General features: G+C 69.3%; 11 protein-coding genes. 4 read left to right on the top strand and 7 right to left on the bottom strand.

Going from position 1 to position 16437, the window contains the following annotated elements:
• Nucleotides 1-146 precede the first annotated feature (146 nt).
• The 4 genes from O3I_RS15245 to O3I_RS15230 are packed head-to-tail and all read left to right on the top strand — an operon-like array spanning nt 147 to nt 7216.
• The gene (locus O3I_RS15245; RefSeq protein WP_014983825.1) at nt 147-1358 is read left to right on the top strand and encodes a nucleotide disphospho-sugar-binding domain-containing protein; all 1212 of its coding nucleotides are present in this window, start codon (nt 147-149) and stop codon (nt 1356-1358) included.
• Nucleotides 1355-2650, top strand: coding sequence for a condensation domain-containing protein (locus tag O3I_RS15240; protein ID WP_014983824.1), 1296 nt, complete (start codon nt 1355-1357; stop codon nt 2648-2650). The genes O3I_RS15245 and O3I_RS15240 overlap by 4 nt, the downstream gene beginning before the upstream one ends.
• Nucleotides 2634-3539 carry an arylamine N-acetyltransferase family protein gene (locus O3I_RS42640; protein ID WP_014983823.1) on the top strand — a complete coding sequence of 302 codons (906 nt, stop codon included), beginning with the start codon at nt 2634-2636 and terminating at the stop codon, nt 3537-3539. The genes O3I_RS15240 and O3I_RS42640 overlap by 17 nt, the downstream gene beginning before the upstream one ends.
• On the top strand, nt 3536-7216 hold the full coding sequence (locus tag O3I_RS15230) for an SDR family NAD(P)-dependent oxidoreductase (protein WP_014983822.1): 3681 nt from the start codon (nt 3536-3538) through the stop codon (nt 7214-7216). The genes O3I_RS42640 and O3I_RS15230 overlap by 4 nt, the downstream gene beginning before the upstream one ends.
• On the opposite strand, the gene O3I_RS15225 is transcribed toward O3I_RS15230, so the two are convergent.
• The 7 genes from O3I_RS15225 to O3I_RS15195 all read right to left on the bottom strand — a co-directional run bounded on the left by O3I_RS15225 (nt 7174) and on the right by O3I_RS15195 (nt 16402).
• On the bottom strand, nt 7174-8958 hold the full coding sequence (locus O3I_RS15225; RefSeq protein WP_014983821.1) for an AfsR/SARP family transcriptional regulator: 1785 nt from the start codon (nt 8956-8958) through the stop codon (nt 7174-7176). The genes O3I_RS15230 and O3I_RS15225 overlap by 43 nt on opposite strands.
• Nucleotides 8959-9199: 241 nt before the next feature.
• The gene (locus O3I_RS15220; protein ID WP_014983820.1) at nt 9200-10357 is read right to left on the bottom strand and encodes a glycosyltransferase; all 1158 of its coding nucleotides are present in this window, start codon (nt 10355-10357) and stop codon (nt 9200-9202) included.
• Complete coding sequence (locus tag O3I_RS15215; RefSeq protein WP_014983819.1) at nt 10354-11718, bottom strand: glutamate-1-semialdehyde 2,1-aminomutase; 1365 nt, start codon at nt 11716-11718, stop codon at nt 10354-10356. Before O3I_RS15215 ends, O3I_RS15220 begins: the two co-directional genes overlap by 4 nt.
• Before the next feature lie 17 nt (nt 11719-11735).
• Nucleotides 11736-12326, bottom strand: coding sequence for a YdcF family protein (locus tag O3I_RS15210; RefSeq protein WP_167829141.1), 591 nt, complete (start codon nt 12324-12326; stop codon nt 11736-11738).
• 4 nt (nt 12327-12330) lie between these two features.
• Complete coding sequence (locus tag O3I_RS15205) at nt 12331-13686, bottom strand: glycosyl hydrolase family 28-related protein (protein WP_014983817.1); 1356 nt, start codon at nt 13684-13686, stop codon at nt 12331-12333.
• Nucleotides 13683-15023: a polysaccharide biosynthesis tyrosine autokinase gene (locus tag O3I_RS15200; RefSeq protein ID WP_014983816.1), complete on the bottom strand. Its 1341-nt coding sequence runs from the start codon at nt 15021-15023 to the stop codon at nt 13683-13685. The genes O3I_RS15205 and O3I_RS15200 overlap by 4 nt, the downstream gene beginning before the upstream one ends.
• Nucleotides 15014-16402: a hypothetical protein gene (locus O3I_RS15195; RefSeq protein ID WP_014983815.1), complete on the bottom strand. Its 1389-nt coding sequence runs from the start codon at nt 16400-16402 to the stop codon at nt 15014-15016. The genes O3I_RS15200 and O3I_RS15195 overlap by 10 nt, the downstream gene beginning before the upstream one ends.
• Nucleotides 16403-16437 lie beyond the last annotated feature (35 nt).

The raw sequence follows: 16437 nt of genomic DNA, 5'->3' as shown, positions 1-16437 counted from the left end.
CCGCGGCACTCAAGGATCAACCGTGCCGCACTCGACGAGGCCGCTGCCGGACCCGAGCCGCCGGGGCCGCACAGCGGTGCTGGAGTGATCTTCGAGCGGGCCCGTGGACGCTGTGCGCACCGACTCTCTCTCGGACGGAGGCAAGGATGCGCGTCCTGCTGGCGACGTGGAACATGCCGGGCCATCTGTACCCGATGGTGCCGCTCGGCTGGGCATTACGCGCCAGCGGTCACGACGTCGTGGTGGTGAGCAACCCGGATCTGGTGCCCGCGATCGTCGGCGCCGGCCTGCCCGCGCTGGGCGCGGGGCCGGAGTTCGACTCCTATGCCCGGCTGCGCGACGAACTCGAGCGCCGCTCCTGGAAACCCGCCGCGCCCGAGCCGACCTCGGACCCGGTCGCCGCCGCGGAGCGGGCCCGGCGCAGGCGGCTCAACGGATTCCGGCTCGCCGCGGCCGCCGCGCAGGCGCAGGCGCCCGAAGCGGTCGCGTTCGCGCGGCGCTGGCAGCCGGATCTGATCGTCTTCGAGCCCGCCGGTTTCGTCGGCCCGCTGATCGGGACCTTGCTCGACGTGCCGACCGTGCGACACCTGTGGAGTATCGATTTCACCGCGCCCATCGCGGAATTCGAAGAGGACCTCATCGGGGAACTCGCCGCGCCCTACGGCCTGACCCGCATCGGGGTGAACGGCGACAGCACCCTCGATCCCGCGCCGACGCGCCTGCAGGTCGCGGATCGTCAAGTGCGCGAACCGATCCGCTTCGTCCCCTACAACGGCCCCGCGGTCCTCGAACCATGGCTGCTCGAACCGCCCGCCCGGCCCCGGGTGGGCATCACTTGGGGTACTTCGCAGAGCCGCCTCGGTTTCGACCACATGGTGCTCGCGCCCCGCGTGGTGCAGGCACTCGCGCGGCACGACGTCGAGCTGGCCGTCGCGGTCACCGCGGACCAGCGCAAGCTGTTCGAGCACGTCCCCGACAATGTGGTCCACCTCGGCCCGGCACCGTTGCATCAGCTCGCCTCGACCTGTTCGGTGCTGGTGGACCAGGGCGGCGCGGGCGGGGTGCTGACCGCCCTGGTGAACGGTCTACCGCAACTGGTCATTTCGCAGATGCCGGACGAGGTCTTCCACGGTCATCACGTGCGCGACAGCGGGGCCGGGTTGAACCTGCCCGGCACGGATCTCGCCGACGCCGATATCGCGGCCGCGGTGGATCGGCTGTTCGAGGACGAATTCCACACCGCAGCAGGCGAGTTACGCGACGATATGCTGGCCCGCCCGACTCCGCTGGCCGTGGTCGAGCAATTGGAGCGGCTGGCACGCGCGGGTGCGCCCCAGCGAGTGGACGCTCCTCGATGACCGACACCTCGGGCATTCGCTGGCTGGCCGGACTCCCGGTGCCGCAGTGGCGGTTCTGGTATCGCGAGCAGAAACAGCCCGGCTATCGCGACGGCATCGATACCTTCGTCTTCCGGATCGGCGGCGAAGTGTCCGCCGACGCCCTGGATCGGGCGTTGCGCTGGGTGATCGCGAGCCATAGCGCGTTGCGCACGAAAATAATCCGGGTCGGTGCTCGGGACACCAGGGTCGAGGTGCTCGCACCGGAAGCGACGCCTTCGGTGCTGACGGTGCGCCGGATCGACCCCGACGCCGACTCGGCGGCGGTCCGTACCTTCGCGGCCACGCCCTTCACGCTGGCTGCCGAAGTGCCGATCCGCGCGCTGCTGTGCACCGGCGACAACGACCGGCACCTGCTCGCGGTGAGCGTGCACCACACCGCGTTCGACGGTTGGTCGGCGATCATCCTGTTCGACGCGCTCGGCGCGGCATATACCCGTGCGCTCGCGGGCCGACCTGATCCGGTCCCGGCACCCACCGATTTCCGCGCCAGTTGGGCCGAACAGGAGCGCTTGGCTGGCCCGGACGAACAGGACGAGCTGTTGCGCTGGGGGCGCCAGCTCGTCGGGGTGCCGGATCTGCCGCTCCCGCATCCGGAGTCGGCGGGCACGGAACTCAGCAGCGGGGCCGTGGACGAGTTGTGGTTCGCCTTGCCGGGCACGGCGTTTCGCAATATCGGCAGCACCACGCCGAGCATGGTCATGCTCGCCGCGTGGGCGCGGGCACTACGAACATTCACCGGCGCGGCGGATTTCGCGATCGGTGTGCCGGTGAACGGCCGGGCGGCCGAATCGAGCATCAACGCGGTCGGCTGCTTCGCCTCGGCGATCGCGCTGCGGTTCCGGCACACCGGTGCCGATGATCCGCGCGCCGACCTCGCCACCGCGACAACCGGTCTGCTGCACGCGATGGACCACCAGTTCATGCCGCTGGAGCAGATCATCCGGCTCGACCCGCAGCGTGATCCCCGCCGGATGCCGTTCTGCCAGGCCGGGTTCGTCGTGCAGACCGGCGCGAGTGTCACCCTGACGCTCGCCGGCACCGAGGTCGAATACCTGCACCGGCCCAAACAGGAGTCGTCGTACGAGTTGACCCTCGAGGTGTGGTCCGGCGCGGAGCCGAAGGGCCGCCTCTGGTACCGCACCGACATCCTGACCCGCGATCGCGTCGAATCGCTGCGCGAGCTGTGGCTCACCGAATTGTCCCGCTGCACGAGCGCGTTACGGGAGGTTCAGCATGTCCGCAGCCACTGACGACCCACGGGTCGGCGCTTACCTGCGCAGGCTCGGATTCGACGGGTTCCCCGCGCGTTCGGCCACAGCTCTCGCCGAGCTGCATGCCGCCCACGCCGCCCGGGTGCCGTTCGAAACACTCTGGCACACACCGTCGATCGCGGTCGACGATGCCGTCGACCGCATCGTCGAGCAGGGCCTGGGCGGCATCTGCTACCACCTCAACGGCGCGTTCGGCTGGTTGCTGGACCGGCTCGGCTACGACGCACGACTGCGTCCGGCGGCCACGCAGAGCCGGTTCGCGCCGAGCGCCCAGCCGCCCACCGGCACGCACGTCGTGCTCACCGTCGACAACCTGCCCGCGACGGACAATCCGGGCGGCCGCTGGCTACTCGATGTCGGTGCGGGCGAAGGCTTCTCGCGGCCTATTCCGCTGATCCCGGGCGACTACGCGCGCGGCGAGTTCCGCTATCGGCTGCGTCCGTCCGAGCTCGACCCGCGCTGGTGGCGCTTCGACTACGACCGGCACGAGTCCTGCCGTGGTGTCGATTTCGCGCTGACCGAGGTGGCCTACGCCGAACTGGCCGAGATCTACACCCGGATGGCGGAGACCGATATGGCGATCTTCTTCCGCTACGGCTGGGTGAAGCGGCACGACGAGTCCGGTTTCGACGAGTTGATCGGCACGCAGCTGTCGAAGGTCACCGCGGCGGGGCGCGCCATCCGCACGATCGGCGACCAGGACGACTATTTCGACACCCTGGCCACCGTCTTCCAGCTGACGATCCCTGAGGCGCTCGACGAGCGGGAAGCGTTGTGGCAGCGCGTGGTCACCGAATGGTCGGCGCAACGCTTCCGGGACGACTGGGCTCCGGCCCGCGCCGGAGCCGACGCCGACGCGACCCGATGAGCACCGCCTTCGTCCAGCAGATCTTCGCCAGGCCGGACGTACTGGACTGCCTTGCGATTCCCGCCGAGGTGCCCGGCGAATACCACGTCTACGTCGTGCCCTCGGCCGACGCCGATCCGATCGAAGTGCAGCGGGAGCTGAGCCGGACACCGAAGATCGCGGTCCGCGTGCTGCGCCGGATTCCGCGGCGGCCCGACGGCGAGCCCGACCTCGCGGCACTGCCCGAGGCACAGGCGGCCGAGGACTGGGTGCCGGTGCGTTATCCGCTCGGCCATCGCCGCGTCGGGGTCCACCGCCCCGCGCAGGACCACACGGCGTCCACGGTCCGTCGTCTCGCGCAGGCGGCAGGTCCCGAACTCGTTGTCACCCGGACCGATCCGCGCACCCTCCCGGCGGCGCTGCGCGCGGCGGCGGCCACCGCGCATTCGGTGGTGACCGTCGGGCCGGACGGCGAAACCCGCATGCCGTACGACCGATTGCTCGAGCGCGGACTGCGGCTCGCCGCCGGGCTGTCCGGGCGGGGGCTGCTGCCCGGTGCGAAAGTCGTACTGGCGCTGCACGATCTCGCCGATTACGTCGTGGCGGTCTGGGGTTGCCTGCTCGGCGGCTTCGTGCCGGTCACCGCGGTCGAACCGAAGCGCGACGACGCCGGTGTGCTCGTCGCGTTGTCGCAACGACTGTTGGATGCACCGATACTCACCTCCCCTCCGCTCGCCGAATCGCTGGAGCTGGGTGTCACCGTCGGTGAATTGTGCACGGCGGCAGCGCTACCCGTCGCCGAGGTGCACGCACCCGACCCCGACGACGTCGCGGTGCTCGTGCTCTCCTCCGGTAGCACCGGGCGCCCCAAGCTGATTCAACTCACCCATCGCGCGATCGTGGAGAACGCCCTGGCGGCCCGCCAGGTCGACCTGATCCGCGCCGGTGAGACCAGCCTCAATTGGCTGCCCTTCGACCATGCTCCCGCCCTGGTGATGTATCTGCTGCGGGACGCCGTGCTGGGCTGCACGAGCGTGCACGCGAGCACGAGCTACATCACCGCGGCGCCGCTGCGCTGGCTCGACTTGCTGGAGCGATACCGAGTGGCGCACACCTGGTCGGCCAACTTCGGCTACCGGATGCTCACCGCGGCCCTCGAACAGGCGCCGCGGCGTCAGTGGGATCTGTCGGCCCTGCGCACCCTGCTCAACGCCGGGGAACAGTGCATCCCGGCGGTGGTCGACGGATTCCTCGGAGAGCTGGCGCGTTTCGGCGTCACGGCGGCGAACTTCGTGCACATGTGGGGCATGGCGGAGACCGCGACGGCCGCCTCGTGCGCGTACTTCGACGCCGCGGACCATATCGTGACCCACTCCGGTATCGACTACATCAGCATGGGTGCACCCGCGCCGGGCAGCCGGCTGCGTATCGTCGACGAAAACCTGCTCCCGCTGGACGAATACACGATCGGCCGGCTACAGGTGCGGGGCAGCCGAGTGACGCCCGGGTATCTCGACAGCCCGGAGGCCAACGCCGCCGCGTTCACCGTCGACGGCTGGCTCGACACCGGCGACCTGGCGTTCCTCGCCGACGGCAAACTCGTGATCACCGGTCGCGCCAAGGACGTGGTGGTGGTCAACGGGGCCAAGTATCACAGCCACACCATCGAAGAGCTGGTGCACGAGATCGAGGGCGTCCGGCGCGGGTACGTCGCCGCGGTGGGTGTCGCCGATCCCGAGCTCGGCACCGAGCTGCTCGGCATCTGTTACGTACCAGCCGATTCCGGTGACCAACGGCGGACCGCGGCACGGATCACGGCGACGGTCGGCGAGCGGCTCGGCCTGCCGGTCGGCATGATCGCCGCGCTCACGACCGCCGAATTCCCGCGTACCACCGGCGGAAAGATCCAGCGGGCGGTCCTGGCGCGACGGCTCGCCGACGGCGAACTCGCGGCCCGCGTTGTCGACGGGGTCGGCGGTGCGTCCGGTACGACACCCGATTGCGTCTATGTCACTCGGTGGCGGCCGGTGCCGCCGTCGCCGCGGCACGCCACCGGTTTGCGCGGACCCATCGTGCTGTTCGCCGACGCGTCCGGTGTCGCGGCGGAATTCACGAGGCAGCTGCCGGATGACTACCTGCTCGTCCGGCAGGGCACCGACTTTCGGCGTACCGAGGACGGCTTTGTCATCGATCCGGACCTCGATCAGCATTGGGCGGCGGTTCGGGCGGCGCTCGGCACGCCGCAGACGGTCGTCTACCTGTGGAGCCTCGCCGCCGAAACAGATTCGTATGCAAAGCATCTCGTCAGCGCGATCCAGTGCTGCACGCACGACGGCGCCGGTCTGAGACTGATCACGGTGAGCCGGGGCGCGCACGTGCTGACCGGAACCGAGTCCGGCATCGTCGCGGCCGCGGCCACCGCGGCCGTCACCGCGGTGTACCGGCAGGAGTATCCCGGTAGCGAGGCGGTGCACATCGATCTGGCCGAGAGCGCGCCCGAACGCACCGCCAGGGACCTGGCCATCGCACTCGGCGATCACAGCACCGCCTACCCGGAAGTCGCCTGGCGACAAGGCCGTCCGTATCTACCCGCCCTGACTCGGGTCGACGCGCCGGTCACCGTACCGAGCCCCCTGCGGACGGATGGACGCTACGTCGTGCTGGGCGGCGCGGGCGGTATCGGCACCGAGTTGGTGCGTGATCTCGCCGCCACCTTGCGCGCCCGGTTTCTGATCGTCGGCAGGCGCGCGCTCGACGGACCGAATAACACAGCATTGCAGGACAATTGGCGCAAACTTCGCGACGCCGGCGCACAGGTCGAGTACGCGGCCGTCGATCTCCGCGACGAGTCCGCCGTACGCGCGGCGGTGACGGCCGCCGAAAACCGGTGGGGTGCACCGCTGGACGGTGTGATCCAGCTGGCGGGCGAGTACCGCCTGCGCACGTTGCGCGCCGAGCAGCCCGCCGACTGGGACCTCACCGCCACTGGTCACCTGCGCGGGTTGCTGGTGGCCGCGGCACTCGTCCGGGAGCGCCCCAGCTCCCAGTTGATCCTCGGCTCCTCACTGATGGGTGAGTTTCCCGCGGCGGGCTGCGCGGCGTACGCCGCCACGAACGCGCTGTCGCGCGCGCTCACCGCGGAACTGCGCCGACGAGACGGCATGCCGATCACCAGGCTCGCCTGGAGCCTCTGGCGCGCGACCGGCGTCAACGCCGGGAATCGGTACGAAGCGGCCGCGGCCGCACGGGGTTTCCTGGCGCTGCGGCCCGACGACGCGGTCCGCTTGACCGTGGAGACCCTGTGCCGCCCGCCCGGCGACTATCAGATCGGCATCGACCGGCGCGGCACCGATGTGCGCGCTCTCGTCGACGACACCCGCGATCTCGCGCTGACCGAACCGGCCGGGACGGCACCGCCGGCCGATCTGGCACCGGTGGCCGCGGCGACCCTCGGGCACATGATCCGGGCGCTGGACGGCTTCACCGGCCTGCCGCTGTCGGCGCACACACCCCTCAGCGCGCTGGGACGCACCTCGGTGCAGATGGTGCAGGTGCACGCCCGCCTGGAGGGCGCGCTCGACACTGCGATACCGCATGAAATGTTCTTCGCGGCACCAACACTCGGCGCCCTGGCCGGCGCTTTGCACGAGTCGGGTCAACAAGCCTCGGTGTTCGGGCCCGCCACCTCGGCCACATAGCAGCCGACGAGGTCCGGGATGTCGAAGCTGTCCACCCCCACCACACCCCAATTGCAGCGCACCAGCCCGTTCTGGATCAGCTGCTCGATGGCGTTGTCCGCCGACCACTGCCCCGGCGCGCACAGCTGTTCCGCGCGCGTCATGGTGAGCGTGCGCGAACCCGCGGCGATCGCGGCGTTCAGCAGCGCACGCGCGGGCGCGTCCAATTCGCGATAGCCCGCCGACACCGTGCGGGTCATGCTCCAGTCGAGGAACTCCAGCTGGTGCAGCCGCCGCCGCGGATCCGCGAGCCGGTCGGCGAGCATGGACAACGACAGCAAGCGATTGGTCACCAATTTCGCGCCGACGATGCGCAATGCCAGCGGGTTTCGATCGCAGTAGGCGATGATGCGTTCCGCGGCATCGGTTTCCGCGCTCATCCGATCGGGACCGATGATCGCGGAGAGTATCTCGTTGCTCTGCCCCGCGTCCGGCGCTTCCAGTTCGATCGGCGCCGCGCCTTCGATACCCGCGACCGCGCGAAAGGTGCCGGTGATCAGCACCGCGCTACCGGGGCCGCCCGCGAGCAATTGCCGCACCTGGCCACGAGTCGTGACATTGTCCAGCACAATGAGCACCCGGCGGCCCGCAGCCCAACTACGGAACAACTCCGCGCGCTCGTCGAGTTCATCCGGCAAATGCCCGGCGGCGAAACCCACCGCGCGCAGGAACCTTCCGAGAATGCGGAACGAACCGTGCGTGCCTTCGCGGAAATCGACATAGAGCTGACCGTCCGGGAAATGGCTGCGCACCGAATGTCCCGCGTGGATCGCCAGCGCGGATTTACCGACACCGGGCCCGCCGGTGACGGTGACCACGGCGGCCGTGACGGCCACGTCACTGGTCAGTAGTTCGGTGAGTCGTTTCTTTTCGTCGGCGCGACCGGAGAAATCGGACAGATCGCGCGGCAATTGCGCGGGCGCCACGGCGGTGCGCACCTCGGCGGTGGCCTGTTCCGGTGCGCCGTCGAGCAATCCGCGCTGCAACTCCTGGATGACCGCGGACGGTTCGATGCCCAGCTCGGCGCTCAGATTGGACCGCAGCAGGTGGTACACCTCGAGCGCCTCGGACCTGCGGCCGCAGCGATGCAGGCAGGTCATCAGGTTGCCGTGCAGCCCTTCGTGATAGGGGTGCTCGCCACACAGCAGCTTCAGCTCACCGATCAGATCCCGATGATGGCCCAGACGCATCCGCGCCTCGACCCGCAACTGCGTGACCTGCAACAACGACTCGCGCAACCGGTTGATCTCCGGTTCCAGGATCGGGCCGGCGCAGATGTCGTACAGGGGTGTGCCGGTGCACAGCGCGGCCGCGTTCGAGGCGGACTGCAAGGCTTCCACCACCGCGCCGTCGGACAGCTGGTCGCGCGCCCGTTCGGCGAGCTGCTCGAACGCGGCGATATCGAGTTCGTGGTCGGCCAGCCGGATTTCATAGCCCAGCGGATGCCAGCGCAACACGTCACGCCCGTTGGCGCCGTGCGCCTGCAACAGTTTTCGCAGTTGATAGACGTAGGTCTGCAAAGTCGCGAGCGCACTGATCGGCGCTTCGTCGTTCCACAGTTCTTCGACCAGAACGCCGGTGGGCACGATTCGGTTTCGCCGCACCGCGAGCAGCGCGAGCAAGCTGCGCAACTTCGGCGCCGTCGGTGTAATCTCACCGTCGTCCACGGTGACTTGCAGTCTGCCGAGCGTTGAGACGAACATCCAATCTCCTGGATCTTCCGGCAAATCCCACTGAAACCTGATACTTAGCCCCGCTCAGCACATTCGAACATGACGACAACCGGACGACTACCAGCAAATCGGACAATGTGACGCGGATTACATCTCCGATTCCGTAATTTTGCTAACGCGATGACAATCGAATTAGAAGAACATATAAGCGGTTTCACGCACGCCCAGGATAATTCAGACAATCCATACAACCGCGACGTTCAGCGGCCTCTCACCGCGACGATTCCAGGGCCGTCCGGGTGAGGGTTTGGGTGACTGTGGCGGATAGGCGGGTGCGGAAGGCGGTGGGGGTGAAGGTGGTGGCGTGGGTGCGGATGGTGGCGGGATCGTAGGTGGTGGAATCGAAAGCGCGCATGTGGCGGGCGAGGCTGTCGATGACGGACTGGTCGTCGCCGGGGGCGAGATATTCGCCGGTGGTGCCGGGTAGGACGGTGTCGAGCGCGCCGCCCGCGCCGACCGCGAGGACCGGGGTGCCGCACGCCATCGCCTCCACCGGGACGATGCCGAAATCCTCGACGCCCGGCATGAGCAGGGCCTGGCAGCGGCGATAGCTGTCCAGCAGGACCGCGTCGGAGGCAGCGCCGAGAAATGTGGTCTCCGGTCCGGCGATGGATTCGAGGTAGGGGCGGTGCCTGCCGTCGCCGAGCACGACCAGCCGGCGGCCCGCCTGCCGCGCCGCCCTGATCGCGAGGTCTGCCCGTTTGTAGGGCACGAGACGACCGGCGAACAGGAAGAAGTCCTCGCGCGACAGCGACGGGTCGGGGGTGAACCGATCTATCCGCACGGGCGGATTGATCACGGCGGCGGGCAGACCCCACCAATCACGTACACGGTCCGCGACCGCGTGCGAGTTGGCGATCACCTGCGCCAGCCGCGGCGCCGCCCGCAACTCGGCCCGGCGAGCGATATGGCCGAGGGCCGCCAAAGCGAGCTGACCGGACCGTCCACCGGCCTCCTGGGCGCGAAAAGCGCTGTCCCACGCCCAGCGTGCCGGACTGTGCACATACGCGATCACCGGTGCGTCCGTGGCGAATACGGCCTGAGTGGCGAACGCGTGATGGCTGACGACCACCGCGTCGAACCGCCCGGCCAGCGGCAGGCGACGCAGCGCCCGGGGCACGAAGGGCAGCAGCGGGGCGTGCGCGCGGGCGCCCAGCGCGGTATGCACTCCGCTGAGCCAGCTGTCCTGAATCGAATCCAGCTCTCCCGCACCGCATTGCGCCGCGAGTGCGGCCTGCCCCGCACGACTGACGATCGGCGCGAACACCGAGGCTCCGGGCCAGGTGCGGAGGAACTCCGCCACCACCGCTTCGGACCCGCCGTATTCGGTGAATCGCTCATGCACGAGCCCGATTCGCGGCGCGGTCACGAGTGCTGCGCTCCACCTTGCGATGCGGCGGCGATCCGGCGCGGCGCGGCGGTCCGCCGGAGCGCGGGCGCGACCGGACGTCCTACCAAAAGCCCTGTGACACTGCCCTGTTCGAGCGCGCGCCGATAAACGAGCGCTGCCTCCCGGCAGGCGGAGACAGTCACGTCGACAGCGTCGTCGGTGTGCGCCGCCGAGGTCACGAACGATTGCCCCAGCACCCCGCGGGCCAGCAATTCCTGCAGGAACAGCGTCCGGAACGCTTGCGACGGCCTGCCGCGCGGGTCTCTGGTGAGATAGACCAGGCACGACGGCCGCCCGGCGACCTGAAGGAAATCGGCGATACCCAGCTCGGCGGCAGTGGCATTCACCGCGTCGGCGAGCCGCCGCCCGGCCCGTTCCATCCGGCCGATCGGATCGGTGTCCGCGTAGGCGCGAACCACCGCGCGGAACGCGGCCAGCCCCGCGGCTTCCGGCCCGTGGGTGGTCGACAGCAGGAACACCCGGTCCCGGTCCGTTCGCAACCCGCCCAGCTCCATGTATGCGCGCTTGCCCGCCAACGCCGAGATCGGGAACCCGTTGCCCATCGCCTTCCCCCAGCACGACAGATCCGGGCGCACGCCGTACACCTGTTGCGCCCCACCGGCCGACCAGCGGAACCCGGTGATCATCTCGTCGAACACGAGCAACGCCCCGTACCGATCGCACAGGGCGCGAACACCGTTCAGATACCCGCCGCCGGGTTCGGCGAGTGCGGTCGCCGCCTCCATGACCACGCACGCCACCGGCACCGCGGCCAGGACGTCGGCCAGTGCGCCGAGATCGTTGTACGGGAACTTCACCGTGGCGGTGTCGTCGGTGCCGCTGTCCATCTCGGTGGTGCCGATGAACCAGTCGTCCACGGAGAAGAACGGTTGATCACACACCGCGACGACCACCCGGCCGGTGGCGGCGCGGGCCAGCCGGACCGCCGCGGTGGTCGCGTCCGAGCCGTTCTTGGCGAACTTGACCATGTCGGCCCCGGGGACCAAGGACAGGAAGTCCTCGGCGGCAAGCAATTCCAATTCGGTGGGCCGGGAGAAGTTCACACCGTCGGCGATGGCGGCCGTCACCGCCTCGACCACCGGCCGATAACCGTGCCCGAGCGTCACCGAGCGCAGGCCCATGCCGTACTCGACGTACTCGTTTCCGTCGCTGTCCCAGACCCGGCAGCCGTTGCCGCGCACCAGAATCGGGGCCATGTGTTCCGGGTACTGATCGGCGCCGCGCGCATAGGTGTGCGCGCCACCGGGTATCAGGTCGTGCAACCGCGCCTGGATGCCGTTGCTACGAGCGAAATCACGTCGACTGTCGAGACTCGTCACGCACGTTCCTCATTCCTTCAACACCCGCGTTCGGTGAACGCTTTGAGATAGCCGGCCGATTGGCGCACGTACATCCACGCCCAGAACGCCGGCCCCGACGGACTGGGGCTGGCGACCATCGTCACCTCACCGGCGAAGCACTTCTGCACGATGTACCGCGCGCGCGACACATGCGGGGTGAAGGTCACCACGATGATGTGCCGCCAGCCGTATTGCTGTGCCCTGCGGCCGATTTCCTGCGCTTCACCCTGGGTGGTCCACGGGTCGGGGACGAAACAGCTGACCTGGAAATCGAAGTGCCCGGCACAGTATTTGTCCATGGCAGGGTCGTCGGCACCGGTGGAGCGCGAGATCAGCAGTTGCCGGGCGTAGCCACGCCGCGCGAGATCGAGTCCCACGTCGAAGCGTTCGTACGGCGTGCCGCCGAGCACGACGATGGCGTCGGCGGGTCGCAGCGGATCCACCTGCGGTCGCACGTACGCCGGCCAGCCCAGCGCCGCCAGCGCGGCGACGACGGCGATCACTGCGACGACACCGAGCAATGCGCGCCGGATCCGGCTCGGCGGGCGCCGGGGTACCTCGGGTGCAGCCACGGCAGCGTTGTTCACGGCGTCACCTCGTCGGCCTGTCCCGGCCCAGCGGCACGGCGCTCACCGCGCCGGTGGGCGCGACCACCAGCCGCCAGTACCCGCCGTCCGCGTCCTTGAGCACCATGCCGCCCTCGGCGCGATCGGAAAGCCAAGCGCCGCTGGAGAGTACCGCCGCCGCCACCGCGCCGTCGGCGGCCTGCACCTGGAGGATGTCGGTGTCCGGACGGCCCGCCTGTGCGACCGTGGTCCCGGCGAACCGTGCCCCCAGCATCCGATCCCGGCCGATCACATGCCATCCGGTGGGGAACACCGCGGGATCGATATCACGGGCCGAGCTCGAAATGAGGTTCACCGCAGTGCCTTCCGGGCACCCCCGCCCGTCGATCCGCAGTTCGGTGGGCGGCTGGTCCAGGTCCGCGTCGAACTGTACGTTCGCCAAATACGGTTGGCGGCAATAGGTCAGGTCCACGCAGCGGGTCCGGGCCGCGATCTTGCAATTGACCAGTCCGAACTGTGCGGGCCCACCACGTTCCAGGTGCCCGATCGACAGTGCCGTATCGGCACCCTCGAACCAGACGTTGGTCAGCCACCAGGCGTTGGCCGCGCCGTCCACCACCAGGTGCCGGTCGGTGGTGCGCGGGTCGGTATCGGAGACGAATTCGACGTTGCTCAAGGCCAATCCGGCGTTGTGGTCGCCGCCGGTGCCGAGCACGCTGATCCGGTTGTTGGTGAATTTCGACGAGGTCACGTAATTCTGGATGCACGAGGTCACCAGCCCGTACCCGAAATTGTTGATATCGCAGTTGACGAACGCGGTGCCGCCCGTGTTCTGATCGAGCACGACGCCGCGCTGTTCGGCATACCGCGGAAAGTTCTCACTGAGGTGATTGCCGCGCAGCACCACCGATTCGAACGAACACCGGAAGCATTCGGACAGCGACACGGCGGTCACGGCCGGGTCGGAGACGAAGATGCCGAGCCGGGCGAAGCGCACCCGCTGCCGCTTGTGCAGGGCGATCAGCGTGCCACCGCCCGCATAGTTGATCATGCTGACATCGCCGCCGTCGCCGAGCACCGTGGCGTAGTCGGGTAATTGGGGCCAGGACGTCACCCGGTACTGGCCGGCGGGCAGATACAGCACCAGCGGTCCGTCGCCCACCGCGGCGGCTTTCGCGAGCGCGGCGGTGTCGTCGGCTTTCCCGTCGCCCACCGCACCGAAATCACGGATGTTGCGGGCGGCGGGCGCGTCGGTGACCCGCGGTGAGCGGAACTCCTCGTCGTCGTCGGAGCGGGCGGCGCACGCGGTCAAGGGCAGCGCGGCGGCCGCGCCGAGCGAACCGGCGAGCAGGCGACGACGATTCACCGAGTCTTCGCTCATAGGCGCAACCTTCGACTGAGGCGCGGTCGGTCACCGGGCCGCGATACCGCGATGACGCCCACCAGTGCCGCGCCCGCCGCGCCGAAGGTCGCCAGCGCGCCGCGCACCTGGGCCGCGTCGGTGGCGCCGAGTTCGACGACGCCGATCGTCGCGTCCCCGCGCGGGGCGACCGACAGCACGTCCGCGGCGGCGGTGACCGGCGCCACCTCGACCACCACATGATCGAAATCGCACCGCAGGTCCGCCAGGATCGTGCCGAAACGCTCGGTGGTCAGCGCATCCGGCGTCCCGGGATCGGGCGAGCCGAGCGGCAGCAGATCGATGCCGTCGTCGGGTAGCCGCACCACCGCATCGCTCGATCTCGGCCCGCCGCGCAGGACTTCGGCGAGCCCCGGACCGGTGTGCGCCAGCAGTTGGCCGGAGCTGCCCGCACCGGTGGTGTCCGCGTCCACGAGCACTACCCGGGCACCGGTAGCCGCCAGCGATCGAGCCAGCCGCGGCCCGATGTCAGGGGCCGACCGCGCGGAAAAGCTGGTCAGCACAATCGTTTTCGGACTCTTCCCGGCGGCGGCATCGGTGAGGCGGGCCCGTAGCCGCCGCGTCTCCCCCAGCTCGCCCGGCAGGCCGATGTCGAGTATCGCCAGAATCGGCACCGCCGGCCGCTCGGGTGCGCCGGGCCCGCCCACCCGAACCGGTTCCGCCAGTACCGATTCCAGCTCGGTGGAGGTGCGCAACCGGCGGTCGAGCCGATCGCGCAGCAGGGCTGCCGCGAATCCCAGTGCGAGGCCCGCGCACAGGCCGAGTGCCAGCAGGCGCGTTCGTCGCGGGCCGCTCGGCGCGGCGGGCAGCTCCGCCCGATCCACCACCGCGACCCTGGTGGCGGGTGCCGCACCGAGTTCGGTGGTCTCCAATTCGTCCACCAGCCGCCGGAATTGCGCCACCACGGCGTCGGCGAGATCGCGTGCCTCCGCGGCGGCGGGCGCGGTGACGGTGGCGACGAGCACGGCGGTCGCGGGCGGCGAACTCGCCGAGATCCTGCTGCGCAGTTCGCCGACGCTCAACCGCAAGCCGCGATCGTCGATGACCCGCTGTGCGACAGTGGCGCTGGTGAGCAGGTCCAGATACGACCGGACCCGCTGTTGCGCCGCCAAACCGCCCTGGTACGAGTCGTTCACCGACGTTCCGGTGGACATCGACACGTACATGCTGCTCGAGGCTTTGTACGTCACGGGAATCGTCTGCGCGTAGCCCGCGGCGGCGAGCAGGCACACCAGCACCGCCGCGACGACGACGATCCAACGGCGCCGCAGCACGCGCCAATACTCGATCAAACCCATTGCCCGGTCCTTTGTGTAACGGGGACAACGGATTCGGCCCGCTCCCACGATCGACGCGCCGATAACTGCCCGCGCGAACCGCGGTACAAACCCACCAGCAGATAGATGAACCACACCAGTACGACGGCCTGGAGATACTTGCCGAGCATCTCCATGCTGCCGAGAATTCCGCGCTCGAAGATCACCGGTATCTCGATGAGCGCCAGCCCCAGCACGACGAGGGCGATATGCCGCGAGTACAGCGCCCGCGCCCAGGAGGCCAAGAGCGCGAACGTGAATGCGGCGCCCACCATGATCCCGGTGTATCCGCCGAGCAGATAACCTTCGCTGATCCCGCCCTCGGCCAGCGATACCGACACCTGGCTCATGTCCACCGAGGCGCCCCGGACGTCGGCGGCCCACGCGGTGCCGGAGCGCAGCTTCTCCGAACCGAGCAGCTGCGCGGGAATCAGGCTGCGCGCGGCGTTTTCGGCGGCTTCGGCCGGGGACAACCAGGAGCCGGGCGGGGTGTAGTACACGTCGGTCGCCGCCTCCAGCAGGTCGAACCGGCGCAGTACGCTCAGCATGGGCCGGACCGCGGCGGGATACGCGGCATCGGTGACCGCGGCGTCGGCCCGCAGCTGCCCGGTGGCCTTCAGCGACTGCAACCAGCCGAAGCCGCCCATGCCGAGGATCGAGACGAGCAGAATGGCAACGATTTTCGGCCGCGTCCAGCCGCCGAGTGCGAACCGCACGCCGATCGCCAACGCGGCACCCATGATCGGGGTCTTGGATTCGACGGCGACGGTCCAGAGCAGTTCACCGGCCAGCAGCAGACCGACAGCGGCCACCGTGGCCCGGGCGCTGGCCAGTCGCACGAAGACGATGAGCCCGATCGCGCCGATCGTGCCCAGCATCGTCACGAAGGTCAATGCGGGACTCGATGTTTCGACCTCGCCCGCCTTGCCCGCGGTGCCCGTGGCGACCATCGCCAGGCGCCCGAGCGCGCCCAGGAAATACAGCACGCACAGGGTCGGCACGAAGTTCGGATCGTCGGTGATCGCCGCTCGCCGGGGCGCGCGGCGACGGCGTAGCCAGATCGCGAAGGCGACGACGAGGCCCGCGTACACCCACAACCCGAACACCACCGGACGCAGCACCATGGCGATGCCGTGGTCGTAGCCGAGGGCGGCCAGGCGCGGATCGGCCACGTTGTCGCCGAACCGCGGTTCGGGCTGCACCCACAGCAGCACAATGGGTCTGGCGAGATAGGACATCGCCCAGTAGAGGGCCTGTGCGATGAGCAGCACCCTGGCCACGCCGGGAACGGTCAGCGCAGCGACCACCATCGTCGCGAGTGCCGCGGCGATCATGATCAGTGCGGTGACGGCGGCGGTCATCGGCGGACTCCGACGGCCGCACCGGGTCCGGCGCA

The sequence above is a fragment of the Nocardia brasiliensis ATCC 700358 genome (assembly GCF_000250675.2).
Lineage (GTDB): Bacteria > Actinomycetota > Actinomycetes > Mycobacteriales > Mycobacteriaceae > Nocardia > Nocardia brasiliensis_B.
This window is presented reverse-complemented; position numbering and strand designations above follow the sequence as displayed.

Bases quoted from the DNA above. Each gene is read 5' to 3' on its own strand.
- O3I_RS15200 (WP_014983816.1), bottom strand. From the start codon at position 15,023: ATGGGTTTGATCGAGTATTGGCGCGTGCTGCGGCGCCGTTGGATCGTC.
- O3I_RS15230 (WP_014983822.1), top strand. From the start codon at position 3,536: ATGAGCACCGCCTTCGTCCAGCAGATCTTCGCCAGGCCGGACGTACTG.
- O3I_RS15240 (WP_014983824.1), top strand. From the start codon at position 1,355: ATGACCGACACCTCGGGCATTCGCTGGCTGGCCGGACTCCCGGTGCCG.
- O3I_RS15195 (WP_014983815.1), bottom strand. From the start codon at position 16,402: ATGACCGCCGCCGTCACCGCACTGATCATGATCGCCGCGGCACTCGCG.
- O3I_RS15205 (WP_014983817.1), bottom strand. From the start codon at position 13,686: ATGAGCGAAGACTCGGTGAATCGTCGTCGCCTGCTCGCCGGTTCGCTC.
- O3I_RS42640 (WP_014983823.1), top strand. From the start codon at position 2,634: ATGTCCGCAGCCACTGACGACCCACGGGTCGGCGCTTACCTGCGCAGG.
- O3I_RS15245 (WP_014983825.1), top strand. From the start codon at position 147: ATGCGCGTCCTGCTGGCGACGTGGAACATGCCGGGCCATCTGTACCCG.
- O3I_RS15225 (WP_014983821.1), bottom strand. From the start codon at position 8,958: ATGTTCGTCTCAACGCTCGGCAGACTGCAAGTCACCGTGGACGACGGT.